The 26,025-nt window shown below is 35.2% G+C and carries 31 protein-coding genes; 2 read left to right on the forward strand and 29 right to left on the reverse strand.

Annotation, left to right across the window (positions count from 1 at the left end; genetic code table 11):
- Nucleotides 1-13: 13 nt before the first annotated feature.
- Nucleotides 14-322, reverse strand: a complete 309-nt coding sequence (locus K332_RS0107585; RefSeq protein ID WP_026906902.1) for a PTS sugar transporter subunit IIB — start codon at nucleotides 320-322, stop codon at nucleotides 14-16.
- Between the two features lie 280 nt (nucleotides 323-602).
- On the opposite strand from K332_RS0107585, the gene K332_RS0107590 reads away from it, so the two are divergent.
- Nucleotides 603-1,451, forward strand: a complete 849-nt coding sequence (locus K332_RS0107590) for an ROK family protein (protein WP_026906903.1) — start codon at nucleotides 603-605, stop codon at nucleotides 1,449-1,451.
- Nucleotides 1,452-1,580: 129 nt separating this feature from the next.
- Here K332_RS0107590 and K332_RS24790 read toward each other — a convergent pair whose 3' ends face one another.
- The 15 genes from K332_RS24790 to K332_RS0107670 all read right to left on the reverse strand — a co-directional run bounded on the left by K332_RS24790 (nucleotide 1,581) and on the right by K332_RS0107670 (nucleotide 11,231).
- Nucleotides 1,581-2,042, reverse strand: coding sequence for an Imm30 family immunity protein (locus K332_RS24790; protein WP_026906904.1), 462 nt, complete (start codon nucleotides 2,040-2,042; stop codon nucleotides 1,581-1,583).
- A 359-nt stretch (nucleotides 2,043-2,401) separates the two neighbouring features.
- On the reverse strand, nucleotides 2,402-2,776 hold the full coding sequence (locus tag K332_RS23220) for a hypothetical protein (protein WP_026906905.1): 375 nt from the start codon (nucleotides 2,774-2,776) through the stop codon (nucleotides 2,402-2,404).
- Nucleotides 2,777-3,051: 275 nt separating this feature from the next.
- Complete coding sequence (locus K332_RS0107605) at nucleotides 3,052-3,615, reverse strand: imm11 family protein (protein ID WP_026906906.1); 564 nt, start codon at nucleotides 3,613-3,615, stop codon at nucleotides 3,052-3,054.
- Nucleotides 3,612-4,187 (reverse strand): AHH domain-containing protein, encoded by a 576-nt coding sequence (locus K332_RS22145; RefSeq protein WP_211237409.1) that lies wholly within the window; start codon nucleotides 4,185-4,187, stop codon nucleotides 3,612-3,614. The genes K332_RS0107605 and K332_RS22145 overlap by 4 nt, the downstream gene beginning before the upstream one ends.
- A 396-nt stretch (nucleotides 4,188-4,583) precedes the next feature.
- Entirely contained in the window at nucleotides 4,584-5,150 is a 567-nt protein-coding gene (locus K332_RS0107615) for an SMI1/KNR4 family protein (protein WP_026906907.1), read from the reverse strand.
- A 2-nt stretch (nucleotides 5,151-5,152) separates the two neighbouring features.
- Nucleotides 5,153-5,368: an HNH endonuclease gene (locus tag K332_RS24420; RefSeq protein WP_026906908.1), complete on the reverse strand. Its 216-nt coding sequence runs from the start codon at nucleotides 5,366-5,368 to the stop codon at nucleotides 5,153-5,155.
- Nucleotides 5,369-5,506: 138 nt separating this feature from the next.
- A complete protein-coding gene (locus K332_RS24425; protein ID WP_026906909.1) occupies nucleotides 5,507-5,704 on the reverse strand; it encodes a hypothetical protein in 198 nt (65 codons plus the stop codon).
- A 94-nt stretch (nucleotides 5,705-5,798) separates the two neighbouring features.
- Nucleotides 5,799-6,005 (reverse strand): T7SS effector LXG polymorphic toxin, encoded by a 207-nt coding sequence (locus K332_RS0107630; RefSeq protein WP_026906910.1) that lies wholly within the window; start codon nucleotides 6,003-6,005, stop codon nucleotides 5,799-5,801.
- A 46-nt stretch (nucleotides 6,006-6,051) separates the two neighbouring features.
- Nucleotides 6,052-6,627: a suppressor of fused domain protein gene (locus K332_RS0107635; protein ID WP_026906911.1), complete on the reverse strand. Its 576-nt coding sequence runs from the start codon at nucleotides 6,625-6,627 to the stop codon at nucleotides 6,052-6,054.
- Nucleotides 6,628-7,143: 516 nt separating this feature from the next.
- A complete protein-coding gene (locus K332_RS0107640; RefSeq protein WP_026906912.1) occupies nucleotides 7,144-7,584 on the reverse strand; it encodes an SMI1/KNR4 family protein in 441 nt (146 codons plus the stop codon).
- 134 nt (nucleotides 7,585-7,718) lie between these two features.
- The gene (locus tag K332_RS0107650; RefSeq protein WP_026906913.1) at nucleotides 7,719-7,919 is read right to left on the reverse strand and encodes a hypothetical protein; all 201 of its coding nucleotides are present in this window, start codon (nucleotides 7,917-7,919) and stop codon (nucleotides 7,719-7,721) included.
- A gap of 264 nt (nucleotides 7,920-8,183) precedes the next feature.
- Nucleotides 8,184-8,654 carry an SMI1/KNR4 family protein gene (locus K332_RS0107655; protein WP_026906914.1) on the reverse strand — a complete coding sequence of 157 codons (471 nt, stop codon included), beginning with the start codon at nucleotides 8,652-8,654 and terminating at the stop codon, nucleotides 8,184-8,186.
- Nucleotides 8,655-8,672: 18 nt separating this feature from the next.
- Complete coding sequence (locus K332_RS24855; protein WP_026906915.1) at nucleotides 8,673-8,933, reverse strand: HNH/ENDO VII family nuclease; 261 nt, start codon at nucleotides 8,931-8,933, stop codon at nucleotides 8,673-8,675.
- Between the two features lie 156 nt (nucleotides 8,934-9,089).
- Complete coding sequence (locus K332_RS0107665) at nucleotides 9,090-10,322, reverse strand: IS110 family RNA-guided transposase (protein ID WP_036688381.1); 1,233 nt, start codon at nucleotides 10,320-10,322, stop codon at nucleotides 9,090-9,092.
- Between the two features lie 132 nt (nucleotides 10,323-10,454).
- Nucleotides 10,455-11,231, reverse strand: a complete 777-nt coding sequence (locus tag K332_RS0107670; protein ID WP_026906917.1) for a recombinase family protein — start codon at nucleotides 11,229-11,231, stop codon at nucleotides 10,455-10,457.
- 166 nt (nucleotides 11,232-11,397) lie between these two features.
- Here K332_RS0107670 and K332_RS0107675 point away from each other — a divergent pair, with 166 nt between their 5' ends.
- Nucleotides 11,398-11,598 (forward strand): helix-turn-helix domain-containing protein, encoded by a 201-nt coding sequence (locus K332_RS0107675; protein WP_026906918.1) that lies wholly within the window; start codon nucleotides 11,398-11,400, stop codon nucleotides 11,596-11,598.
- Nucleotides 11,599-11,934: 336 nt separating this feature from the next.
- Here K332_RS0107675 and K332_RS0107680 read toward each other — a convergent pair whose 3' ends face one another.
- From K332_RS0107680 to K332_RS0107740, 13 genes are all read right to left on the reverse strand, one after another.
- A complete protein-coding gene (locus K332_RS0107680) occupies nucleotides 11,935-12,147 on the reverse strand; it encodes a bacteriocin immunity protein (protein WP_026906919.1) in 213 nt (70 codons plus the stop codon).
- Nucleotides 12,148-12,193: 46 nt separating this feature from the next.
- Entirely contained in the window at nucleotides 12,194-12,712 is a 519-nt protein-coding gene (locus K332_RS0107685; protein ID WP_026906920.1) for a SecY-interacting protein Syd, read from the reverse strand.
- A 30-nt stretch (nucleotides 12,713-12,742) separates the two neighbouring features.
- Nucleotides 12,743-14,551, reverse strand: coding sequence for a T7SS effector LXG polymorphic toxin (locus tag K332_RS24430; protein WP_342665448.1), 1,809 nt, complete (start codon nucleotides 14,549-14,551; stop codon nucleotides 12,743-12,745).
- 515 nt (nucleotides 14,552-15,066) lie between these two features.
- Nucleotides 15,067-16,023: a mannose-6-phosphate isomerase, class I gene (gene manA / locus K332_RS0107695; RefSeq protein WP_026906922.1), complete on the reverse strand. Its 957-nt coding sequence runs from the start codon at nucleotides 16,021-16,023 to the stop codon at nucleotides 15,067-15,069.
- Nucleotides 16,024-16,320: 297 nt separating this feature from the next.
- Nucleotides 16,321-16,743, reverse strand: coding sequence for a type II toxin-antitoxin system VapC family toxin (locus K332_RS0107700; RefSeq protein ID WP_026906923.1), 423 nt, complete (start codon nucleotides 16,741-16,743; stop codon nucleotides 16,321-16,323).
- Nucleotides 16,730-16,999: a ribbon-helix-helix domain-containing protein gene (locus tag K332_RS23235; protein WP_051359384.1), complete on the reverse strand. Its 270-nt coding sequence runs from the start codon at nucleotides 16,997-16,999 to the stop codon at nucleotides 16,730-16,732. Before K332_RS23235 ends, K332_RS0107700 begins: the two co-directional genes overlap by 14 nt.
- A 154-nt stretch (nucleotides 17,000-17,153) precedes the next feature.
- A complete protein-coding gene (locus K332_RS0107710) occupies nucleotides 17,154-19,265 on the reverse strand; it encodes a metallophosphoesterase family protein (RefSeq protein WP_026906924.1) in 2,112 nt (703 codons plus the stop codon).
- Nucleotides 19,266-19,280: 15 nt separating this feature from the next.
- Entirely contained in the window at nucleotides 19,281-20,186 is a 906-nt protein-coding gene (gene murQ, locus K332_RS0107715) for an N-acetylmuramic acid 6-phosphate etherase (RefSeq protein WP_026906925.1), read from the reverse strand.
- An 11-nt stretch (nucleotides 20,187-20,197) separates the two neighbouring features.
- On the reverse strand, nucleotides 20,198-21,346 hold the full coding sequence (locus K332_RS0107720; RefSeq protein ID WP_026906926.1) for an exo-beta-N-acetylmuramidase NamZ family protein: 1,149 nt from the start codon (nucleotides 21,344-21,346) through the stop codon (nucleotides 20,198-20,200).
- 24 nt (nucleotides 21,347-21,370) lie between these two features.
- Nucleotides 21,371-21,988: a YesL family protein gene (locus tag K332_RS0107725; protein ID WP_026906927.1), complete on the reverse strand. Its 618-nt coding sequence runs from the start codon at nucleotides 21,986-21,988 to the stop codon at nucleotides 21,371-21,373.
- 102 nt (nucleotides 21,989-22,090) lie between these two features.
- Nucleotides 22,091-22,966 carry a carbohydrate ABC transporter permease gene (locus K332_RS0107730; protein ID WP_425414448.1) on the reverse strand — a complete coding sequence of 292 codons (876 nt, stop codon included), beginning with the start codon at nucleotides 22,964-22,966 and terminating at the stop codon, nucleotides 22,091-22,093.
- A 27-nt stretch (nucleotides 22,967-22,993) separates the two neighbouring features.
- Nucleotides 22,994-23,941: an ABC transporter permease gene (locus K332_RS0107735; protein ID WP_026906929.1), complete on the reverse strand. Its 948-nt coding sequence runs from the start codon at nucleotides 23,939-23,941 to the stop codon at nucleotides 22,994-22,996.
- Nucleotides 23,942-24,215: 274 nt separating this feature from the next.
- A complete protein-coding gene (locus K332_RS0107740; RefSeq protein WP_036688413.1) occupies nucleotides 24,216-25,826 on the reverse strand; it encodes an extracellular solute-binding protein in 1,611 nt (536 codons plus the stop codon).
- Nucleotides 25,827-26,025 lie beyond the last annotated feature (199 nt).

Raw genomic sequence — 26,025 nt, forward strand, 5'->3', positions numbered from 1 at the left:
CCCTTTATGACGATTATTCGCCAATTAACTCTAACGCTTTATCTAATACTGCTCCTCCATCCACACGGCCATATGCCATTGGATCGATAACATCTAACGGAATTCCAACTTGCTCTGCTACAACAGAGAATTTCTTTTTCATAAATCTCATTTGTGGACCGATTAAAAGAACGTCTGCTTTTTCCATTTCAGATGGAGCTTTGTCCTGTGCCACAGCCCAGATATTAACTTCGATTCCTCTAGAGACAGCTACCTCCTCCATTTTTTTAACTAATAAACTTGTAGACATACCTGCTGAACATGCTAATAAAATATTTTTCATCTATAATACCCCCAAGGTGTTGTAATGTGTTTTGATTCTATATTTAGATTAATACTAAAACGCTTACAACTAAACATATTGTTTTTCCTCCATGTGGCGGAAATTGTTAATCCATGTCACTTTTTGCTGATTTTCAGGACAAGGATAGAAGCTAATTCCCTACATTCAAGTACAGAGCTGAATGATTTATTTCTTGGCAGTTAGCAATTCTTTTTTCCTTTACGCGCTTTCATGTTATTTTATAATGGAGAAGTAAACATGTACTTAGGAGATGAACAACATGCTTATAGGTGGAATAGAGGCAGGCGGTACAAAGTTTGTATGTGCAGTCGGTGATGAATTTGGCAATATTATCGACAAAACAACATTCCCTACGGAAGACCCTGATAAAACATTGGATGCTACGAAGGCGTTCTTCAGCAAACATGCTATCCAATCACTTGGTGTGGGAAGCTTCGGTCCTGTCGACTTAAATAAAGACAGTGAAACATATGGATACATATTAAATACTCCGAAACTAAAATGGAAACAATACAATCTGTTAGGTCGATTAAAGCAAGACTTCGATATTCCAATCACTCTAGATACAGATGTTAATGCTGCGGCTCTAGGGGAATACAAATATGGAGTAGCAAAGAATGCTAAAAGTGTGCTTTATATTACAGTAGGAACTGGTATCGGAGCAGGATTTGTGAAAGATGGCCAAACATTTATTGGCAAAAGTCATCCCGAAATGGGTCATATTATTATCCAGCAAAGAAAGAATGATGACTTCGAAGGAATTTGCCCCTATCACGGGAATTGTTTAGAAGGCTTGGCTTCAGGACCAGCAATTGAACAACGTTATGGGAAAAAAGGACATCTTTTAGGAACAGATCATGCAGCTTGGGAATTAGAAGCTGACTACTTAGCACAAGCAATCACAAATTATCTACTCATTCTTTCCCCGGAAAAGGTGATTATTGGTGGTGGAGTGATGAAGCAGGAACAGCTTTACCCACTTATTCGTAAGCGAGTAAGTGAACTGTCGAATGGGTATATGGAGCTTAATAATTTGGAAGAGATAATTGTAGCACCTACTCTAAATGATGAGCAGGGAATTAAGGGTGCTATTGCATTGACATTATAGAGGTCAATGAAAAAGCTGTTGCAGTGGTAGGTTGCAACAGCTTTTTTTGTTTGGGTTTATTAACTACTTATCCAATTTTAACTTTTAGTACAATAAGGGCTTTTCAAATTGTTTTTCTAGGGGTTTTACTTACATTGCTTTTAATACTTCATCTACAGAATTGCTAAACATTTTTGGGTCTTCACTTTTTATGTCTCTTAATAAGTTTATTATTATCTCTTTTGTCTTTTTATCTAGCTTAGATAGTACACTACCGTATATGCTTCTTACTTGTTCATGATTTAAAATTCTGTAGTGTAAAACTTCCATCCATTCTCTTGCCCTATCAATAACACTAGGGACAGTTAAAGCGATTAAATATAATCCTTCTTCAATATTTTCTTTATAGAGATGCTCTATGCCATGTACTAATCCGAACATTATTTCATATTGTTCGGTATCATCATCAAATCCCATACATAATCCTGTAATAACTGACATATCCCCTAAACCAATGAGATTACCTAATGCTTCTTCAAATAAGGATATTTCTTTTTGAGATTGTAAAAGTCTATTTGTGTAAACTTTCTTTAATTCTGATTTCATATCCATACACTCCGCCCCCACTTCCTTATTAAATAATTCAGGATATAATTCTCTATTCTTTCTAATCGTATTTAAAAGCCCCGCTCTTATTTCAGGTGTGTAGACACCACCCTTCATGTATATCATTCTTGCGTCTAATATATCATTAGTAAGGGCATCACGGTAACTTAGGTTTAAGTAATCTTCTAATTTATTGCCACTTAAACCATAAGTATATGTTTCTCTATGCCTACCACCTACTCCCGGATGGGGCTGTTCCATATTCATACTAACACCATCATTTCTCTTTACTCCTGCCTGTTTCATCTTAGCAGCAGAAGGCATATGGTGAGGAGTTATATTGTCTCCACGTGTTCCTGCATCTATTAATTCTTCATATGTTCCAACTTTTTTTCACCTGGTAGTAGAGGATTATCTATACCCTTACTACCATCCCTAAACTTCTTCAGATCCAACTTATCCCCGTTTTCAAAAAGCTTGTTTACCTTTCGAAGTTTCAACACTTTCCCAATTGGGATAAAGGAGGCAGTGGCTATTGCCTTATCTGCACCAGAAGCTTCATCATCCATAATGGTATTTATATCATCAAGAAATAGAAAATCTACGACGTCCTTGCCCGCTTTTCCGACAGCTTTTACTGTTTTGCCTGCGCCTGAAACAATGTTATCCCAGACGCTTTGTTTCTTTTCCACTTTAGAAATGGTCGTTTTCTTAAAGCGATGTGGTGGAACCTCATCCACTAGCGCATACAGAAGTCAAAGGTATAGTATTGGAGAATATAGATGGTGGTAACTGATGGTTTTGTGATCACTTCTAATAGCTAGGATACATTAAATAGGCTATACGTTTATAGGTTTTGTACGTACTTTTATAATTTGCTTAAACACCATATGGTGCATAGAATGTTTATCTGTATTCTATAAATAATTAGCGGTTCATTCGGAACTCCACCACCCTGCTGCTTACTAAAAAAGAACCTTAGAGTTTGTTTAATACTCTAAGGTTCAAAAAAGTGTTAGATTACCTTTACCTCAAGGAAGTCACATCCTATTATATTATTTTTAGTGACTAATTCTTTCACTGACTCAGAAACAAATAAAGGTATCTCAAAGCCTTTTAATTTGAATAAATGGTTCATTTTTATTTCGTTTTTATTTAGCGCATACTTTTTTATGGAGTATATTTTCTCATCATCCAAATTTATGACACTATAATCTGAATGATTTAAATTTATTGCGTCAACTACGTTAATAACATTAGCTACGTAATAATTATTTAATACGGTATTATCCTCTGAGTTAATTACTTTTACAGGTAAATACTGTACTCCATCCTCATTTAAATCACATAAAACTTCCTTAAATCTTGTTGATACAATAAACCATCCGAGATTATTAGCTAAATAATCGGTTTGTCTATCTCCTTCCGATGGATTAAATACAAAAGTGATGTCTTTATTCCAGTCTTGTATATATTTACCTTCACTTAATTCATATTGTTCGTAACCATAAGTATTATCACAATGACCGACAACATCATTTTCATTGCTATCATCTAATAATAATTTAAAATATCTCATTTTAACCTCCAATAATCTTTGTAGAGCATATCTGGGTTATTTCTTATTTCGGATTTCAATCCTTCAAACAGCTTAAGGAATTTATTTCTATCCCCTTTTGCTAGATTATCAAAAGTTCTTAAATTATCCAATACATAATCATGATAAGCATTAGGGTGTCTTCCTTGATGAGGGAGATATTCTTTGTTCCATATATCATCTAAATCTAAATCATATTTTTTTGTAATACTCTCTATTTGTGGAGTATATTTCTTGCTTTTATTTGTTGCATAGTGATGATTTTGTAAAGGTTTACCTTTCCCCTTACTACCATCCCTAACCTTCTTCACATCAACCTTATCGCCGTTTTCAAAAAGCTTGTTTACCTTTCTAAGCTTTACCACTTTTCCAATCGGTATAAAAGAGACTCCCGCTAAAGCCTTATCCGTACCAGAAGCTTCATCATCCATAATGGTATTTATATCATCGAGAAATAGAAAATCCACGACGTCCTTGCCCGCTTTTCCGACAGCTTTTACTGTTTTGCCTGCGCCTGAAGCAATGTTATCCCAGACACTTTGTTTCTTTTCCACTTTGGATATGGTCGTTTTCTTAAAGCGATCCACTGATCCACTAGCGCATACTGAAGCCAAAGGTATAGTATTGGAGAATATAGATGGTGGTAACTGATGGTATTGTGATTACTTCTAATAACTAGGATACAATAAATAGGTATACGTTTTATAGGTGTTGTACGTACTTTATAATTTGCTTTAACATCACATGGCGCATACAATGTTTATCTGTATTCTATAAATAATTAGTGGTTCATTCCGCACTAGGTAGCCCCTCAAAAAAGAAACCTTGAAAGGCACTTTGATATGCTCCCCCTAAGGTAGACAGATTTTTTAAAAAAAATCTGTTTTCCTTAGAGGGAGCATATCAAGAGGCATAAGCCAATCAAGGTTTTATAGTTTGTTTATGCGATACTAATCTTTTAGTAAATCGTCGTCTAAGAAGAGTTCGATATCGTTTAAATTGACACTTTTCTTACTTTCATGAAATGAAAATTTTGAAATAAATTCTTCAAATGAGTTTGCTATAAGATAATAATATTCTTTTTCATCTTCACCAGACGTTTCGTCTTCATGATACCAATAATAAATTTTATCCCTGTATTTATCTTTTAAGCCTATACATATTAAATCTCCGCCATCTGCATCTGCGATAGGCATTACAATGTTTCCTAAAGTAGCTTTATAAGTTTGAATGATTGATTCAATATTATATGCATTATTAGTAATACCATAAAAACCACCTATCGAGTCAAAACCATCCTCGGGAGTTACAGGGGTAGCTTCAATTGGCTGATACATTCTATTTTCTTTAATAAAACTTCCCCCAAATTCAAGTAAAAACTCTTTATAGTCTAATGGTAAATCTACTCCATACAATCTTTCAATCGTTTCAATTGACTTATATGCATTTTCTTTTTTTGATACAACCATTTCCCTATCAATTATTTCATCTAACTTTTGCTTTATCATTTTATTCATTTTTATTTTCCTCCTCTTAAATCTGATGCTGAACCTATATGTGGTATATTAGAATGTAAATCTGTTGGAATTAACTCAATTTCAGTAGAACTCTTATGATGAGGCGTTATGCCTTTTTCTTTTAACCAGGCCATTGCTTGATTTTGTGACTTAAAACCTTTTAATTGCATAATTTTTTCATACACTAAATTAAAATCATTTTTAGAGCCATCTAACATACCTTTTTTAAATTTAATAGAACCTTTACTCCAAGGTGTAAAGTTAGGTCTACCATCAATAAATTCTACACCTTTGCCATTCGTTACACTCTTAACTTCAGGTTTATCAGAATACCATTTCCCTTTACCAGGTTCTCCTTACCATTTACCATTTGTTCTTGGTAACCTTGTTTTGGGATTAACTATACCCTTACCACCATCCCTAACCTTCTTCACATCAACCTTATCGCCGTTTTCAAAAAGCTTGTTTACCTTTCGAAGCTTTAACACTTTTCCAATCGGTATAAAGGAGACACCAGCTAAAACCTTATCCGCACCGGATGCTTCCTCATCCATTATGGTATTTATATCATCGAGGAATAGAAAATCTGCAGCTTCCTTGCCCGCTTTTCCGACAACTTTTAATGTTTTTCCTGCGCCTGAAACAATGCTATCCCAGGCGCTTTGTTTCTTTTCTACTTGGGAAATAGTAATTTGCGATATCTATGGATTTCTGTTGGAACAAATCAGTAATCTTGGAGATATAGTTCTGCATGACAGCTATATCGCTCTTTAACGGTTCCAATCGTGCCGTACTATTCGTATCAAATGTATGTAGGTTCTCCGTTATATCATTTCCGACACTAAGTTCATCCAAAAAAGCAACCCTGAAAATCGTCAGCTAATCGGGGTTAAATAAAAATTTATAGTACAGATTTTCTTTTAATATCAAAGATATCTATATCTTTTTTTTCAAACAAATCTTCTAAGGCTTCTGTTCCTTCCTTCTCAGCAAATAATAACTCTTTTGTTGATATTGGTACTGTAAGTAACCATGTTACTTTTTTATCTATGAAATCTATGGAATTAAGTTTTTCCCATAAGAAAGGTGATGTAAATAAAACATGCTCCATCTCACTATTTGGAAAGTACATTCTTATTACCCCTTTAAATATTTTGCCATGGGTAATAGGTAGCTTTGTATTTATTATATTAAAGGCACATGTAGATAATATATTCGGAAAAAACTCAAATATTGTTGCACTAGCCCCCACAATTTCTATTCGCAAAGGCTTTTCATCAATTGAGTATCCAATTGAATAATCAGATAAACCAATCGTTGAATAAGAAGTAACACCCTCATAAGGTCTATCTTTAGTCGATAAGATATCAACATTGCTTACATTATTTTCATCCCAATATTTCGAGACGCTAGGTTTTCCACCGAATGCTTCTAAAGCAGTTCTTGCAACAATTTTGTTATCCTTAGTAACTGTCATATTAAATCTCCTTCAATCAAATTTGATTATTAATCACCAAAATAATCATCTGTTGAATCTTCTCCCTTATGATTCTATTTGTGGTGGAATCTCTTCCACTAGCGCATACTTTATGGTACCATTTGGATTAAATTTAATGTAACGTTTTTCAAACGAATAGCGAGTATTATAGACCCTATCTAAAAAAATAAAACACCATTTTTATCTGCCCTATTTCGAAACTAGTAACCTGCATATGTAACCTACCGATTATCGCCACGAGCTTTGTCATTGTAGTTAGTTTGTTAGGCAATCCATGTCATAATATCCCTACCATATAAAATGTCAGATCGCCTAATTATCGTAGTGTCCCACTATCCTACTATTAAAACTAAAACCATGATGGTACTACCTTCATGAGCTCTTGATTCTAAAGCTAATCATTATTTTCTCATTCAAATATCAGCTGATTTAATATAAATTAAAGAAAAAACCTTGAAAGGGGAAACCATTCAAGGTATGTTTTATTATCTTTCTTTAATCAACTAGTAACTCCAAGTAATATTTATCATTTTCTTCTATCCTTCTAAAAAATTCTTCAAGAGAAGTCGCAATTTGAATATCATAATAGTAAACTGCACTTCTATTATTTTCATTCAATTCTATTGACATTAAAGCTGATTCACTGCCCTCAAAAAATATTAGTTTGTTATTCTCAAATTCATCATAGATTTCTATGTCGGGGTAAAACTCAAAATCATTAACTCTTAATCGAAAATCCCTTACTGAATATGGGTCCATAATACGATTAATATTAAACTCTGATCCTTTAATAAATCCGTAACCAACCTCTATATAAAAATTAACTAACTCCTTTGGAAATTTTAAATCAAGTTCCTTTTCAACCTCTTTTATTTCGTTTTCAGTCACTGGATAAAAAATATTTTCTTGGTTTGCCTTAATAAATTCATAACTCATTATTTTTTATCTCCTTTAAATAATGTATTTGCTGGTGAACCTGCTCCATTAATACTAGCTTGATGCTCATTTGGGTTTACCTTTTGAAGTTTCAACACTTTCCCAATAGGGATAAAGGAGGCAGTAGCTATTGCCTAATCCATACTAGAAGCTTCATCATCTATTATAGTGGTTAGATCATCGAGAAATAGAAAATCCACGACGTCCTTACCCGCTTTTCCAACAACTGTAACTGTTTTGCCTGCACCTAAAAAAATGCTATCCCAGACGCTTTGTTTCTTTTCCACTTTAGAAATGGTCGTTTTCTTATAGCGATGTGGTGGAACCTCATCCACTAGCGCATACAGAAGTCAAAGGTATAGTATTGGAGAATATAGATGGTGGTAACTGATGGTTTTGTGATTACTTCTAATAGCTAGATACATTAAATAGGTTATACGTTATATAGGTGTTGTACGTACTTTATAATTTACTTAAACATCATATAGGGCACACAATTTTTATCTGTATTCTATAATTAATTAGCGGTTCATTCGGCACTAGGTAGCCCCTCAAAAAAGAAACCTTGAAAGGATCTAGCCAATCAAGGTTTATCAAATCTATACTTCTTGCTTAACTAAGTCTAATAAAAAATCACCAAAGTCATTAGCAATTATTTCATATGTTTGACTCTCTAAGTCTACTCCAGGCACAAAAGATACTACTTTTGGTTCACCATTATCATCAAGTTGACTATAGTCTAAACAAAATATTTCGTCACTCCCAGTATCATATATCACTAGCAGATTATCAGGTAGATTAATTTCTCTTCGTTCTGTTAAAGTGTACCATATAGCGTCTGGAACTGATGAATTTTCAAAATCAGCATTAATAATTCCGTATATTTCTTGAGCTCCGAAATTACCTGCTCCAAATGTCTTTAAATAATCAAAATATAAACCAGTAAACTTTAACCCTAATTTTTCTTCAGCCAAACTAATTAATTCATCTGTATGACCACCTACAAAGTCTACAATCTCTTTTTCACTCAAAATAATTTCCTTTGCTTTTTGATAATTTTCTACACTCATTTCCATCCCTCTTTTACATTAAAAATCATTGGCTCTATTTTTCCAGTAATCAGTTCGCCATTTATTAAACTCAGACCTATTTATACCTGAAGGTATAGTATTAGGATTGATGTGAATTACAGAACTGTTATCTTTATGAAACGTCTGTGTAACCTCTGCTATCGAACTTTCATTTTTTTGTGTCATGTGATGAAGGTTTATAGATTTTCCATCTGGACCAAGTGGGGCTAGTCCCTTCTGCATTCTTTCAAGGTTAGTTCTACCTCTTGCGTCTTTCATATTCGGATTTATAATATCATCTCTTTGGTAAACTTTCACGTTTTTAAATTGGGTAGTTTTATTCCAAAATTTATAACCATTATCTATACCCTTAGGAATATCTAAATAAGTACTTAATAAAAGGATGGCAGTCTATTCAACCACCACCCAAACTGATTAACTTGCCTTCGTTTCAGGCATTCTTGGCAGAATATAAGCCGTTTTATTTTTCATCATACCATAGACAATTCTGACTAATCTCCTCATAATACAGAGAAGGGCTTGTGACTTGGATTTCCCTTCACTTTGCTTTTGATTATAGTAAGCATAAAACACAGGATTACGAGGAATTTTACTCCCCTTACTTACTTGGACTTGTTGAACAGCTAGGTTGTAAAAAACATCATACAGCTTTCGGTTGCCTTGTTTTGTTTTCTTCATCGTTTCCTTACCGCCCGAACCCATCTTAATAGGGGCTATGCCTGAATACCTTGCTAGTTTATCAGAATTGGTGAAACGATGAATATCACCGATTTCTGCAATTAAAGCGGAGGCAGTCACCGTATCAATCCCTGGCATGGTTTCAAGCTGCATACCTAACTTCTGAATAGTTACTTTTAATTCTCTATCTACCTTCTTGATTTCCCTTTTCTTAAAGCTAATATCTCGAACTATGCTTTGAATGATAAAGTCTCTTGATGTTTGGTATTCTCGTTTTACTTCTCCATCTGCTTGAACAAGTGTTAATATTTGCTCTGCCTTTCTAGTGGAACAAGCATTGTTACTCACTTCTAATAGGAACTTCCGTAAGTCCTCTACTGTTTTCCCCTCCAAATGAGATGGTGAAGGGTAGCTTTCCCAAAAAGCTAATGCTGTTTTCCCATCCACTTCTGAAAAGAACTCCTTATAGCTTGGATAATGATAGTTTAATTGCATATGCAGTTGGTTTTTCAAGGATGTTTGTGTTTTTACTAAAGCATTTCTTCTACCCACAAGTTGAGCGATTATCCAATGAATATCAGATGGTGTAGCTTCAGGTAAATACGGTAGGTCACGTATTAAAACCCTTGCCACACATTGAGCGTCCCAACTATCATTCTTTTGTGTCATCGCATAGCTGTTCCGTTCTGCATTGGATAAAGAGGAGTTAACAAATTTCACAATGTAACCTTGTTCAATCAAATATAACGCTAAATCCCTTCCATAGCCGCCCACATCTTCTAATCCAAATACAGGGGTCAAACCTTCTGTTAAGTACCTATTCACATACTCTAGTAAACTCGGAAAGATGGCTGGTTTATTTTGAAACGTCATTTCTCCTAGCTTTTCATTCCAACAATCCAATATCACCGCTGTATGTTGAAACTTGTGTAAATCAAGTCCTATATAAATATACTTATCTTTTCTCATCAGAAAACCTCACCCCTATATTAGACTGAACGGATAAAGCAAGACAGAGAATGTCGGCAACCTTAGGTCGAGCGTTAGTCCCTAGGGACTCGCAAGGGTACGAAAGCCTATCCATTCTCTATCTGTTAACCGTTATAAAATGGCTTGATGTTTGCCATCTGCTGTTATGTCACCATAGTGGTATAACCCACTATAAAAGGCTTTTCTATCTAAAATCCTTTTGACTTGGACTTTAGTAAACAACTTTTCTTGTTTTGTTCGATGACCTTCCTCATTCAGTTGTTCCGCTAGTTGAGTTAATGACCATGAAGGATACTGTTCCTTTAAGTCAAACACTCGTTGTACGGTTTTGGCTTGTCTATCATCTATGACAAGGATTTTCTTACCTTTTTCCACTTTGTAGCCTAATGCGACATTTCCACCTGAATAGCCACCCTGTTGGGCTTTCTTATTCCGCCCTCTCCCTAGCTTTAAAGAGATTTCTAATCGTTGATATTGGTCTAATAACTCTATTAAACCATTGATTAAAAAATCGCTAGGGTCTTTCTTATGGATACTGTATTGCGGTTGTTCAATGCTCCGAATGTCTACTCCATACTTTTTCAATTCCCGATGAACTAACACTTTCACAATGTCTGACCGCCATAAACGGCTTGTATTCAGTGTGACAACATAATCCACCTTTTGATGGGTGAGATACTCCAACATCTCCTGAAAGCCTAATCTGTCCACTTCTAACGCTTCTTCGTCTACTTTAGCCCCACTGATACCCTCGTCCTTAAACAAGCGTAAAAGCGTATATCCTTGAGCCTGACAATATGCTTTGATTTCATCTTCTTGGTAAGCAAGGCTGTATCCATCCCTTGCTTGACCTTGTGTAGATACTCGAATATATCCGATAACTTTCATGGTATTTTCCCCCTCCGTTACGCAAATTAGGATTAACGTAACGCTTAGCCGCTATATTTGATGTAAATTCATTGTATGCGGCTTTAGCGATACAATCAACCCCTTTACCGATACAAGTTTGTGATGTATCGTAAAAGGTAACATGAATAAGAGGAAGGGAAGTACCATGCCTATTACAATCAAGCTAAAGGAAATCCTTAAAGAACGAGACCTTTCACAGCGTGAATTGGCGCGAATGACAGGTTTGCGACCAAATACAATCAGCCATCTTTGTTCAGACAATGTGGACAGAGTGTATCTATCAACATTAGAAACGGTTTGCAAAGTGTTAGACATCGACATTCAGGAGTTAATCGAGGTGGAGTAGTCCTCTTGTTCTAGTAATCGTTCTATGTACGTAAAAGTTGCGAAAAAATTTAAAAGGCAGCGAGAAAGCGAAGGTAAGGTTTTGAAGAATTGAAATGGTGGTAGCTGATGATATTATGGTTATTTGCTTAATAAAATAAAGAGTAGATAGGGCATACGTTTTATAAGTGTTGTACGTACTAAAGGATTTATTAAAACATTATATAGGGCTTACATGTATTATCTCCTTTTCTCTAAATAAATCGGAATTGTTCGACACTGGGTAGCCCCACATAAAAAAAAGAAACCTTGAAGTAAATAGCCCTTCAAGGTTCTACAAATAGTATTCTAAATACAATTATTTTTCTTCTTTATATGCTAATGCAATCTCCACTACTTCCTCTGGTGATAAATCCTCATCGTTCCAAAAAATTAAGTCACTGGGAGCAGGGTGAGGAACATTTTCTTCTAAGATTTCTATATATTCACTTACCTCTTCATCAGATAGCATAGGATTATATATTTTATTTACTAGTTCAACTAGTTCTTTAACGGTTAGTTTCTGATACATAATTGTGTACTTATCCTTGTTGAGATATTTGACACTAAATAAAATGCTATCTCTTCAGTCTCAAATTCCCTATTAATTCTTGGATATTCTCAGCAATATGCTCAAATGTCCCTCTTTCAAAATCTTCTAATTGTATTATTCCATTATTGTTCTCAATAACCACCAACAAACCATTCCCTTCAATCCCAATAGGTATCTTCTTTAAACTATCCCCATGATTTTCTTTATATCCTTTCAGTGACTCTCGGAATGAACTTATCTCGCTATTCGGTAGCACAGGCTCTAATGCAATATAGTGTTCCTGATAAAATCCATCTAAATCTGCAAACCAATATGAGTTAAAATATTCAACTATTGATTTATGCAATTTTATATCAAATTCATCTTCTAAACTTGTAAAGTCCTGTGAAACAGTCCTTTCTACAGGTTTCCATGAGATATATTCTTCCTCATCAACTTCTCCATCATAAATTATTAGGTTATCTTCACTACTAATTGGTGTTTTAAATAAAAAATCTAAACCTTCATTAGCTATCTCTTTTCTCATTTGAAAGTATATCTGCATTGCTTCTTTTATTGACAAAGTTATCACCCTTTACTTATTTAAAAATTTTTCAAGTAATTCAGCATACTCACTGTCATTTCCCCAAACACCTGCAGCTTTTTCCGCATTATGTATACCACCTGTTCCTGGGTGTAGCTTGGAAGGCACTGCAACTGCTTGACCACCCCCACCTACATGATGATGGATTAATTTATCATTATATAATTCCTTTATATCATATTGAGGGAAGTGTTCTCTAAATGTTTTATCATTTATCGGAGAAAAACCCAATTGAATTTTTTGGTTATTTGCTTTACTTAAACTTTCTGGATGTTTATTCATTATTTCTTTCCAATAAAAGTCTTTATCACGTAACCAGCCTTCTGAATTGGTTCCTGCTTTACCCTTGCCCACATAAGGCATTTCTACTGTAATTCTTGGGTCTGCAGTATATTTTTCTTCTAATTTTTTTAAATCAGCATTCCTATAAGTTCTTATAGGATGATTAGCATTATCTATACCCTTACTACCATCCCTAACCTTCTTCACATCAACCTTATCGCCGTTTTCAAAAAGCTTGTTTATCTTTCGAAGCTTTACCACTTTTCCAATCGGTATAAAAGAGACTCCCGCTAAAGCCTTATCCGCACCAGAAGCTTCATCATCCATAATGGTATTTATATCATCAAGAAAAAGAAAATCTACGACGTCCTTGCCCGCTTTTCCGACAGCTTTTACTGTTTTGCCTGCGCCTGAAGCAATGTTATCCCAGACGCTTTGTTTCTTTTCCACTTTGGATATGGTCGTTTTCTTAAAGCGATGTGGTCGAATTTCATCCACTAGCACATACTTTATGGTACCATTTGGATCCGTAAAGGACCTGAATTTCCTACCATCCTTTAGTATAAAGTAAATGCCATCCCACTCTTGTTGATAGTCTTTTACCATTACATAGTTTGTTACTTCTTGTCTTAACGGATCAAATTCTGCTTGGGTGAATACTCTTCCACTTGCCTCTCCGATGGCCTGCATGGAACGCAAAGCATAGTTTAGTGTACGCTTTTGAAATTTCTCCTGGAAGGCAGTAAGTAAAACATTCGGAAGCGTACCAAAGCGAGATAACACCGATCTCCCCAGTATTTCTAACACAACATCCGCGGAGAAAACTGTTTTCTTCGCCTTATTGCGGACAGTAGTTATCAAATCTTGATGAAATTCATAGCCACTTAAACTTCTTATCTTGTAATTTGCGATACCTATGGATTTCTGTTGGAACAAATCAGTAATCTTGGAGATATAGTTCTGCATGACAGCTATATCGCTCTTTAACGGTTCCAGTCGTGCAGTACTATTCGTATCAAATGTATGTAGGTTCTCCGTTATATCATTCATATGCTTTCTTGCGCCTTTAGCGTGATGAAGAAATTCCCCTTGATCTAATAAGGGAACGGAAACGATGTCACTTATGGAACGAATAATGGCATTGGCCTCATTCGTTAATCCGTTTACAATGTTTTCTATGCGCTGATTCTCTAGCATGAGATCATTCTGCAAAAAGGATTCTCGAATAAAGGCATCCTTAGCGGGATCAAAAGAGCGTAAGGAACGCTGAATGTCCAATACAATCTCCTTATAGTCGAGAATAAAACCTTCTAACAAGATCAATAATGGGATATGGCACTCTTGATAGAAGGAGCGGATTTTCTCAGCACCTTCCCCTTTAAAATGATAATCCAGAGATATAAAACTTTCTATAGCTTGTTGTATCTGCTTTACTTGCGGAAGTAGCACATCTAATTTTTGAACCGTCTGAGAAATACCCTGATGTAAGCTCTTCGCATCTAAAACTTTTATCGTAATCCCCCCTCACGTTTCCCTAGAAAATGGTTTGGATTATTTTTCCAAATCCTAAACTAAGACTAGTATAAGGGGTACGTTAGGAAGGGTAAATCGGTTTTCTGATAATTGAATCTATATACCTATAAGTTTACTTCTTGTAACCAAATAATCAATACTTTTCTCTTAGAACAAAAGTCTACTATTAGAGTTTCTAATAAACTGTCACACGAATTCACTATAGTATTAAATAATAATCGTGTTAACATGCTGTGAAGGAAAATTTTATCAGATTTGTATAGATACCCCTACAACTTCTATATTCTTAACCGAAATGTGCCAAGGAACCTGTCCCCACGGCTCTTTTTCAATAAAAATAAAAGAGAGCTATTCATTTTAGATCCTTACAAAGGACTAAAACAAATAGCTCTAATTCATTCAACAAAAAAACCGAGTGGATTCAGTAAATAACAGGTATCTAAACCATTTCAAGCCAGTGAACCTGTCCCCATGGCTTGGTTTGTCCCCATGGCTTTGTTTTATGTGTGAGAAACAATAAATTTTGCGTTTCCGGTTATTTGGTATTCTTTTACGCCTTGTGGTATTAGGAAATTAGTTCCTTTGGTGATTGGGAAGGTTTTATCGCTTACGGTAATTTCAGCTTTACCTTCGATTACACTCACTTGTAAGAAGTCATTTTCTAATGTTAGGGTAGCTTTTCCGTTTAACTCCCAGTGGTAGACTGTAAAGTAATTTTCCTCAACAAGTTTTTTACTGGTTAGTCCATCAGTTGTCACGACTTGTTGGTCTGTCTCAGCAGGTTGATGTGGTACAGTCGATACTTCTTTTGCCCTTTCCAGGTGAAGTTCTCGTTTGTTACCAACTGCATCCGTTCGATCATAATCGTATACTCGATAGGTGATATCCGAGCTCTGCTGTGTTTCTAATATAACAATTCCCTTACCAATCGCATGAATAGTTCCACTTGGGACATAGACAAAATCACCTGCACTTACCTTCTCACGTTTCAATAGCTTGTCCCATTCACCATCATCCATCATATTCTCAAGCTCTTCACGTGTTCTTGCATGATGACCTAAGATTAATTCAGCACCCTCTTCAGCAGATAGTACGTACCAACACTCTGTTTTGCCATAAGGCACACCTTCAACTTTTTGCGCATATGTATCATCGGGATGCACTTGCACGGACAATTCATCATTTGCATCCAATATTTTCACTAGTAGCGGATAATCCCCATCGTTACCAGGCTTTTTATTAAATAATTCACCATGTTCCTTCCAAGCATCTTCTAAAGTTTTCCCTTGTAATGGACCGTTTTGGATAACACTTGGGCCGTTTGGATGTGCCGAAATTACCCATGCTTCTCCTGTTTGTTCAAATGGAATTTCATAGTTAAATTCTGTCTTTAGTTTCTGGCCACCCCAGATTCTTTCCTGGAATACAGGTTGTAAAAAAATAGGTTCGTTGTACATGATGTCCCTCCAAAGTATTATGTGAGTATAAGTATAGTAGAACAGAATAATGTTATCAAACAGAATTCATTCTTATTTCTAATTAACTAGACTAAGAAGGATTGAAAGGATCCTTTATAGGCAGATTAATTGTTTCTTACGTACTTTATTTTGATTTTCACCTATAGTCTTATACTACCATTTCTATTAATTAACTAATGAAAACTTAGGTGACAATGCTAACTATACATCAAAAACTGTTTAAGACAAAACTGTGATAATATAGGGCATCCAGAGGTCAAAAAAATAGCTCCGTTATCAAATCGGAACCACTTCAAAACCCAGAATATAAAAATGTTGATCAAATCCAAACACTTTAGTTATCTTTTCTTTTTTCATAATTGCCATACTAACAGCATCAACATAGGACAAGCGCTGTTCTGGAAAGTCCCTTAATAATTGTTCAGCTAATTCCAGAATGTCCATTTCACAGATAATAACATCCAAAGCACCACTAGCCTTTGAACGCTGAATGATATCAAGAAAAGAATCAGCATACTTAAAGCCAATACGGTATCGTAACCAAGTATAGGTTTCTGCAATTACATAGGTTGATGAATAACGTTTAGTAGATAAATCAAGGTCTTCCAAATATGAACGAGCTTTTGTATGGAATTGATCACTCTCTACCATTAATGCTATCCATGCCCCAGTATCGATAAACAATTTATTTCTTTTCATGGGCATTTCCTTTGTTAGCTAGATAAATAGCCTCATCATGTGAAGTAGATCCATCTATTATATTCTTTTTCACCAAGGCAGTAAGCTCTAATAAAGGATCTGCCTGGTCCTTTTTATTAGTAATTAAATAATTATCGATGGCCTCTCTAATAATTTCTGCTTCAGTCTTACCTTTACGTGCTGATAATTGTTTAATTTGCCTATTTTGTTCAGGTTCAAGATAAATTTGCTTTCTAACTTTTCTTTCAGAATCCAATCCTATCACCTCATATACATTATATACAAAACAGATGATGTATACTACTTGTTTAGTGGAAAAAGCCTGACAGTTACTATTCCATCTCGAAAGCCCATGGGGACAGGTACCTCGGCTCAAAGAGCCGAGGTACCTGTCCCCATGGCATTGTTCTCTACAATACAGTAATTTTTATTGATGATTTTTGTCCTGCGATGTAGGTTGTAATTGTTGCACATCCTTTATTTTCCGCTACAATCATACCATCCTGATTTATGGATATAACAGAAGCATTACTAGTCGTCCATTGCTTATTTATCGTATGAAATTCCGTTATCTCTACATCATAGCTTAAATCTAAAACTTCAATAAATGCTCTAATCTTCAATTGTTCTTTTTCGCCTTTTTTCATTTGTAGCACATTGCTAGTGCGTCTCTTTGAAAAAATGTTTATTCCTTTTATAAAGGGTATGTATTCATACTTCATTCCAGTTGGCAATACATGTACCAATCCATAACCATGTACGTTACCATTTTCATTAGATACATAGCCTTTAGGAGCAGCATTTCCAGATATAATATACTGGATATCTTCTTGGTTCCACATTTGAGATACATGTAAATGGCCAAAGAGGAATAAAATATTTACATCTGGATTACTTCTTTTATAATCACGCAAAATACATGTTAATCTTGTCACATCTCCCTCTACCATTCTATGAGATGTTCCAAACTTGTCCTGCAGAGGAACATGAGTTGCAATCACTATATTTTTCTTAACATTTCTTTTAAGCAAAGTTTCTAGATAATGAAATTGTGTAGAATCCGACTTACTAATACTTTGGTCGTACGTTGAATTCAGTATAATTAATAACAACTTTCCATATTCAAGATGATAGGTAGCAGAGCCAAAATATCTCATAAACAAATCTAGATTACCCTGAAAAGACTCATGATTACCTGCAACAGCTAATAACTTTTTGTCCTTTAGTAATTTGCGTAAACTAGATACTTGTTCAAATTCTGAACTAGTAGCCTGATCTACCATATCCCCCATATGAATGACAAATGGAACATCTTCATGCTTACTAATCTGTAAAAAAACAAATTCCGCATTATTCGGGTCATGTGTGTCAGGAATTACAGCAAGACTAAATTGGTTCCAGTCAGAAGGTTCAGGTAGTTTTTTTATGAAAAATTTATTTTTAATTGGACCTAATTGATTTCCCGCTCGGTCATTTACTAGGATGGTGAATGAGTGTTCCCCGTCATCCAATGGTGTCACTGAGTAACCATAGCACCAGCCGCTTTTCTCATCATAAAAGATATCTAATTTTTCACCATCTAATGTAACCTTTATATCACTTTCGTTAATCCCACTTTGTACATCTGTTACGTTGAAAGAAATTCTTGGTGTTCCCGTATAACAAATCGCAGACTCTGTTGGCGTTATTTCCGATATTACTGGTTTTTCTTTATCAGGACTAAGATCGATTATAATTTTCTTATCGATACTGGGCATGGATATATTACCAGAAAAGTCACGTGCAACAATTGAAATATGATGCTCCCCTTCATATAAATTATCAAATTTATAACGAATCCTATTTTGTTCCTTCACGTATTGATATGCTAGTTCCACACCATTATGTTTTAATATAATAGTTTCCGGATCTACACCTGTCATTTCGTCCACAGCTTGTACCGATAGTGTAAAAGAACTACGATAAATCACATTTTCTGCCGGGAGAAAGTTACAAAAGGTCGGTCCAACCAAATCTTCATCATCGATATAGACAAAACGAATTTGGTCAAAACAAATTTCACCTGTATAAGTTGAATCGCCCACCAATGACTTATCCGTCTCTACTGCATAAATTTGTTCTAAAGATAGGGGAAGTGCCCATGATGGGTCAATTGGAGCATCTACATATTTCCAACCAACCCAGTCAATGTTTTTTTCTGTTAAATTAACCGTTTTTCTTTCTCCAAATCCATCGATTACAGTCGCTCTAATCCATGGCGATTTTCCATCTCCATGGATCCACATCCCAAGCTTCACAGGCCTTATTTTCGTCATCTTTTTTTCATTAAATAAAATATACATGGCTCCATTACCAGTAGTCCAGCCACCAAAATGGTAGGTTAATTTTAAGCACTTGCTTCCATATTTGGAATTACTCTTACAAATGGAGAGATCATAACTATGTACAAAAGAGAATTTTTTATCATACTTGGATAAATCACCATGTTCAAAATCATCCAGTATTCGTTCTTTATTGTGCATAAATATTCCCCTTTTTTACTGTTTTACCAAATTAATTGCTTTACGGATAAATCCTCCTGCTTGTTCAATTAACTGTTCCGCTTCTTGATACGAAACTCCTGACTCAATCATGACAATAGCTGGCTTTACTTTATAATCTGCTTTTTTTAAGGCTTCTTCCGCCTCGGTATTCGATATGGAAGTGATCGTACTAATGATGTTAATAGCTCTTTTCTTCAATTTATCATTACTAACCTTTACATCAACCATTAAGTTTTCATACACTTTCCCGATTTTAATCATCGCAGTTGTAGTAATCATATTCAAAATTTGCTTATGTGCTGTTGCTGCCTTTAATCTTGTTGAACCCGTTAAGATTTCAGGTCCAGTGATCACATCTATTACAATATGTGCATGCGCACTAATAAGAGAATTAGGATTACTGGATAAGCTGACCGTTGTTGCTCCTATCTTTTGAGCAAATTTTAATGCACCAATAACATATGGTGTTCGACCACTAGCTGCAATTCCAATTACAACATCATGTTCGGTGATTCCCCTTTGTTCTAATTCATGAGCCCCAAGAGTTTCATTGTCTTCTGCACCTTCAATTGCTCTCATAAACGCATTATTTCCTCCAGCGATGATTCCTTGTACAAGGTCTGGTGAAGTGCTAAATGTGGGTGGACATTCTACTGCATCAAGAATCCCTAAGCGACCACTTGTCCCTGCTCCAACATAAAATAGTCTCCCACCTCGTTTCATCGCTTGACATATTGCTTCAATTGCTGCACTAATTTCTGGTAATACCATACGAACACACTCAGCCACTGTTCGATCTTCATCATTCATAACCTTTAAAATATCTAATGTTGGTAAATCATCGATATTCATTGAATTTTGATTTCTTTGTTCTGTTACCAAAGTTGTCAGGTCAACCATATCGTTAGCACCTACTTATATAAATGATATTGTTTTTTTACTTTTTCAAAATCAATGAGTTGCTTATTACATTCCTCAAAAAAATCATCCGTTTGTATGTTCATAATATCGGTCCTTAGCTTCTTTGTACCTGCAAGCAAATCAAAAAAATACTTTCCATGATCATTTTTAACAAATTGAAAATCGCTTGGGTATAATTCAACTATTGATTCTAATAAAGTTAGTCCAGTTTTTAATGAATGTACTTGTTCCCTATCTATAATATGGAGCTGAACACCTTCACACACTTGGCCATTATATTTTTGATAAGTAGGTGAAAATGTAACGGGACGCGCCAATACACCTGGTAGCCTCTTTTTATTAACGTGTTTCGCTAATTTTTGCCCATCTATAAACGGTGCACCAATCCATTCAAATGGTCGTGTAGTTCCTCGACCTTCAGAAATGTTTGTTCCTTCAAAGAGACAAGTACCAGTATATAAAAGATTCATATCCAAATTAGTTGTATTCGGTGATGGTGGAACCCATAATAATCCTGTTTCATCATAATACATATTTCTGGTCCAATTTTTCATCGGGACAACAGTTAGATCGCAGGTGTACCCAAATTCATGGCGGAACATCCATGCTAACTCACCAATGGTCATTCCATGACGATTAGGTATAGGTAAAAGCCCTACAAACGAACGAACATCTTCTTCCACTAGATTACCTTCCATAGTTATTCCTGCAATTGGATTTGGCCGGTCTAATACAATCATTTTCTTATTATATTGGGCACACGCCTCCATAACGTATGCCATCGTATAAATATATGTATAATAACGAGAACCAATATCCTGCATATCGAATACGATGACATCTACATTCTCCATCATTTCCTTCGATGGTCTTCGAGTTTCACCGTACAAACTATATGCCGGTAATTTCGTATTATTATCGATGGATGAAGTAACTTTTTCACCCTCCTTTGCATTTCCACGAATCCCATGCTCAGGACCATACAAAGCAACAAGACGGATATCCGAATGCTCAAAGAATAAATCAATCGTTGTATTTAATCGCTGATCAACACCAGTCATATTCGTTACAAGTCCAATTCTTTGGTTTTGGAACTCTTTGTATCCTGTTTCCAGGAATATATCTAAACCTAATTTCATTACATAACACGTCCTTCGTTTAGGTTATACTTCCACTTTTTCATACTTCATAAAAACTTGTGAAGCACCCCACATCAAGATATAGGCTGTAATACTTCCCCCAAAGAATAACAACAAAATTGGTATGGTAGCATATGCGAAGTATTGAATGGCAATAACCCCTCCAAATAGAACAATAGTTAAAATAGGATGTCCAATTCCAATGAGAAATGCCCATTTAAAATAATGCGTCAATTTTAATTGAAAGTGGGAAAACATCGGAAAAATATACAATAATACAATCGCATATATTAGAAGAAGACCTATTACCGTATAGCTTGCTATTAAATAGGCAACATGTTCTTGAGTCCGCAATATTTGTAATTCTACTATCAGCAGGTACCCAGAGATGACTAATACAAGCCCTAGCATATTAATTCTAATAAATTCCTTTTTAAACGCTTTCCAGAAGGTTTGAAAAATAGGAATATCCGTATCTTTATTTATCCACTTTCTAACTACCGCAAACATGGCAGCTGTTGCAGGAAAAAAACCAAAAAGTAGCAAACCGATAACAGAAAAGCCAATCCATAATAAATTTAAATAAGCAAATCGTGTAACCCAAACTGAAAATCGATAGTATCCACCGACAAATCCATTCATTGTTGTTACCCTCCAGTAGATTTGAAGTTTACGATTAAATGCTAGTATTGAATCTATTAAAATTCATATCTATGCACGATTCTTTTTTAATAGTTATCTTGCTTATTCTTTAATAGAACCAATCAATACCCCTTGAACAAAAAATCGTTGGATAAATGGATAGACTATTAATAGAGGTAAAGATGAGACAATAATAACCGAATATTTTATTAATCCTGCAGTCTTAACTTGTTCTACTAAAGACTCGGCTCCCCCACCTGATGGATCATTTAATTGCATCTGATTCACGACAAGAATCTCCCGTAATATTAATTGTAGTGGGTACATATCTCTATCCGATAAATAAATCAATGCATTGAAATATTGATTCCATAAATTCACAGCATGAAATAATGCCATAACAGCAATAATTGGTATAGAAAGTGGTAGCACAATTCGCATAAATATATAGAAATCCGATGCTCCATCAATTTTGGAGGCCTCTACCAATTGATCAGGAATACTTTGTTGGAAAAATGCACGTGCGACCAAGATGGACCATGCACCAACAACACCTGGAATAACAATTGCCCACATCGTATCAAGCATACCTAACGATTTAACAACTAAGTATGTCGGAATAAGACCACCATTAAATAACATGGTAAATAATATAAACCATAAAATAATCTTTTTACCCTTTAGTTCTTTTCTAGATAGGGCATAGGCACATGGTAATAAGACAAATAAATGAACAGCGGTTCCAACAATAGTGTAGAGGATTGTATTCCCATAACCACGCCATATGGAACTATCCGCAAATACTTTCTCGTATCCCTTAAATGTAATATCTACCGGCCACAACCACATTTTCCCTGAACTTACAGCCTGAGGATCACTTATGGAAGCACTTAAAACAAAAATTAAGGGATAGACCACAATAATCAATATAATAGTTAAAAAAGTATTATTTAAAATCTCAAAAGTTTTATCAGACATTCCTGATTTCGACACGTTTTACACCACCTACCAAAGACTGTTGTCACTAGTTTTTCTTGCCACGTAATTAAATACAATGAGTAAGGCTATGTTTATAGCGGAATCAAATAAACCAATTGCTGCAGCAAAACTATATTGCCCCTCCAACAACCCTGTTTGATAGACAAACGTCTGAATAACATCGGAAGAGGAAGCATTCAAGTCATTTTGCATTAACAAGACCTTTTCAAATCCAACTGACATGAAACTACCAATATTTAATATAAAAAGAACAATTATAGTTGGTAAAATACTTGGTATATTGATATGTATAATTCGTTGAAAACGAGTAGCGCCATCTACTTTAGCCGCTTCATGTAATTCTGGGTTTACCCCAGCTAATGCAGCTAAATAAATAATCGATCCCCATCCTAATGTTTGCCAAACACCAGACCAAGTAAATATGTGGCTAAACCATGAAGGGCTAGTTAAAAATGCGATAGGTTCACCGCCCATTGCAACGATAATCCGATTAATTAAACCAGTAGACGGATCTAAAAAGATAACGATCATCCCTACAACAACTACTACTGAAATAAAATGTGGTGCATAGGTTAACGTTTGTGCCCACTTTTTAAAATACTTATTTTTCACCTCATGCAATGACAATGCTAGAATGATAGGTAATGGAAATAGTAATAATGAATAACCACTCAATATAAGGGTATTTTTAAGCAACCGCCAAAAATAATAGGAATCAAAAAATCTAGTAAAATGATCGAACCCTATCAAAGGGCTTCCCCAAATCCCATCCGTGGCAATAAAATTTTTAAAAGCTATTTGTACCCCATACATTGGAATGTAGTGAAAAATAGTAAAATACAGCAAAGCCGGGATTAGAAAAATATATATTTGCCAATTTCGTCGAATATTCTTCTTTAAGTCGCTCCACCCATTATAGGTTGGAGTTACGACTTCTTTTTTTGTTGTTTCCATCCACTGCCCTCCTACTTCAGAGCCTGGGACATAACAATTCCCCAAAGGTAAGTAGGAACAATCTGTTTTTTTGTGCATATACCTGCTCCGTAAATATACTTGGTTTTAAGCAGGGAGATAGCAAGTAATCATTCCGAGTTACAGGGTCTCACCTATGCCTACTCTCATAGAAATCTGTACTGTATATTTCCGGATTGAAACAGTGCATTGTTCAACTTAGCTTGATAGATTTAGTTATGTCCCAACCTCATCATGTAACGATCATTCTTAATAATTAATTACCTTTATATCGCTCGTATGCGTTCTTTTGAATCTCCATGTATTCGTCTAATTTCATTTTTTCAATTTGCTCTACATAGCTGTCCCATTCAGAGAAATCTTTCTCTCCTGTAATAAATGCTGCCTGCATTTCAGCTACATATTTAGATAAATCTGTTTGTAAAATAATAATTTGCTCATTTTCTTCCGCTGTATACGTAAAGCTTGGCCAAACTTCTTCAATCAAGTAAGGCTCTATAACTCCTACTGCCTCTTTATCAGCTGGAGCATTTTCAGAACCAGTAAAGTAATCATCTGTAACCATTACTGGGTGATTTCCGCCTGGATTGATAATATACTCAGCAAGCGCCTGTGTTAATGTCAAACCATCTGGATTATCTGTAATTTCTTCAAGTAATTTCGGTCCTTCAGCTGTTTCCTCATAAGTTACACCTTCAATTCCCATAAAGAACATTTTTGAACCCTCATCAGACCAAAAGTAATCGATCCATCTTAACGATGCTTCAGGGTTTTCATTTACTTTTGTAATAACAAAGTTACCTAAAGAACGTAGAGGGGATGTGATGCCTGTGTACATTTTAGTTCCATCAGGTCCTTCCAATGCATTACCAGGAATAAATTGGTTTCCTACATCTTCTCCATAAAGTTCGTTTGGATTATAAAATTGTACCGCGCCATAACGCTCTTCAGCTGCATTAGCTAAGTGCTGGTCCACTTCTAGTGAATATATATTTTGCTCAATTAATTCTTCATCATATAGTCTATTTAGATACTCTAACATTGACTTATATGAATCTGAAGTCGGGAAGAAACGCAGGTCACCTGTCTTTAGGTCTTCGTCGATAAGTGTATGTAATTGACCTTTATTTTGTACTCCAAATGCACCAGAAATCCAGTGAATAATACGGGACATTTGAGCGACACTACTAAGCGGTATTTCATCATTCTCACCATTGCCATTTAAATCTGTTTCTTTAACCGCTTTTAAGTATTCGTAAAATTCTTCTGTTGTTTCCGGATTATCCATACCAAGTTTTTCAAGCCATTCTCCGTTAATCCAACCTTTTGCTCCAATTAATAACGATGGAAATTCCGGTGAATATACAGTTGGAATGGAATATATATTGCCGTCTGGGAATGTCAAACCTTTTTTAATTTCAGGATTTTCATCCAGCACTTTAGCAATATTCGGTGCATATTCTTCAATTAGATCATTAAGAGGTATAAACGTACCCTGCGCACCATATTTTTGTATATCAGATACTGGAATATTTGCCGCATAGAAAACATCCGGTAAATCTCCACTTGCTAAAGCTAAATTTCGTTTCTCTTCTAAACCATCAGCTGGGACTTGATTCCAAGTAATGTCTATATTTGTCATTTTTTCATATTCATTTAAAAGTAAGACATCATTCCAATCATCTGCCGTAGTAGCTGACTTTCCAGAAAAAATGTCTAGTTCAATTTGCTCTTTAACGATTGGCATATTTTCTGTATTAAGATTATCAAGAGCAGCCTCTCTATCTACACCTGTTTCTTCATCTTTGTTACAAGCCACTAATACTAACGATAATGTCATAAACAAAAATAAAACTTTAATTCTCATTTTCTTCAATCCAAACCCTCCTAATACTTTTTTCTCTAAACTCATGTCATTCTTAGCATAATGTAATGTCTTTACTTTTTTTCTTAATCACCCCCTAAAGTTAATCTACTAAATAGTCTCTACGAAATTAATATCATTTGAAAACAGCATCATAGAAACAATTGTCTTGTACCCCTCGAACAAGGTCTTTTGATTTGGA

The organism is Paucisalibacillus globulus DSM 18846 (assembly GCF_000482485.1).
GTDB lineage: Bacteria > Bacillota > Bacilli > Bacillales > Amphibacillaceae > Ornithinibacillus > Ornithinibacillus globulus.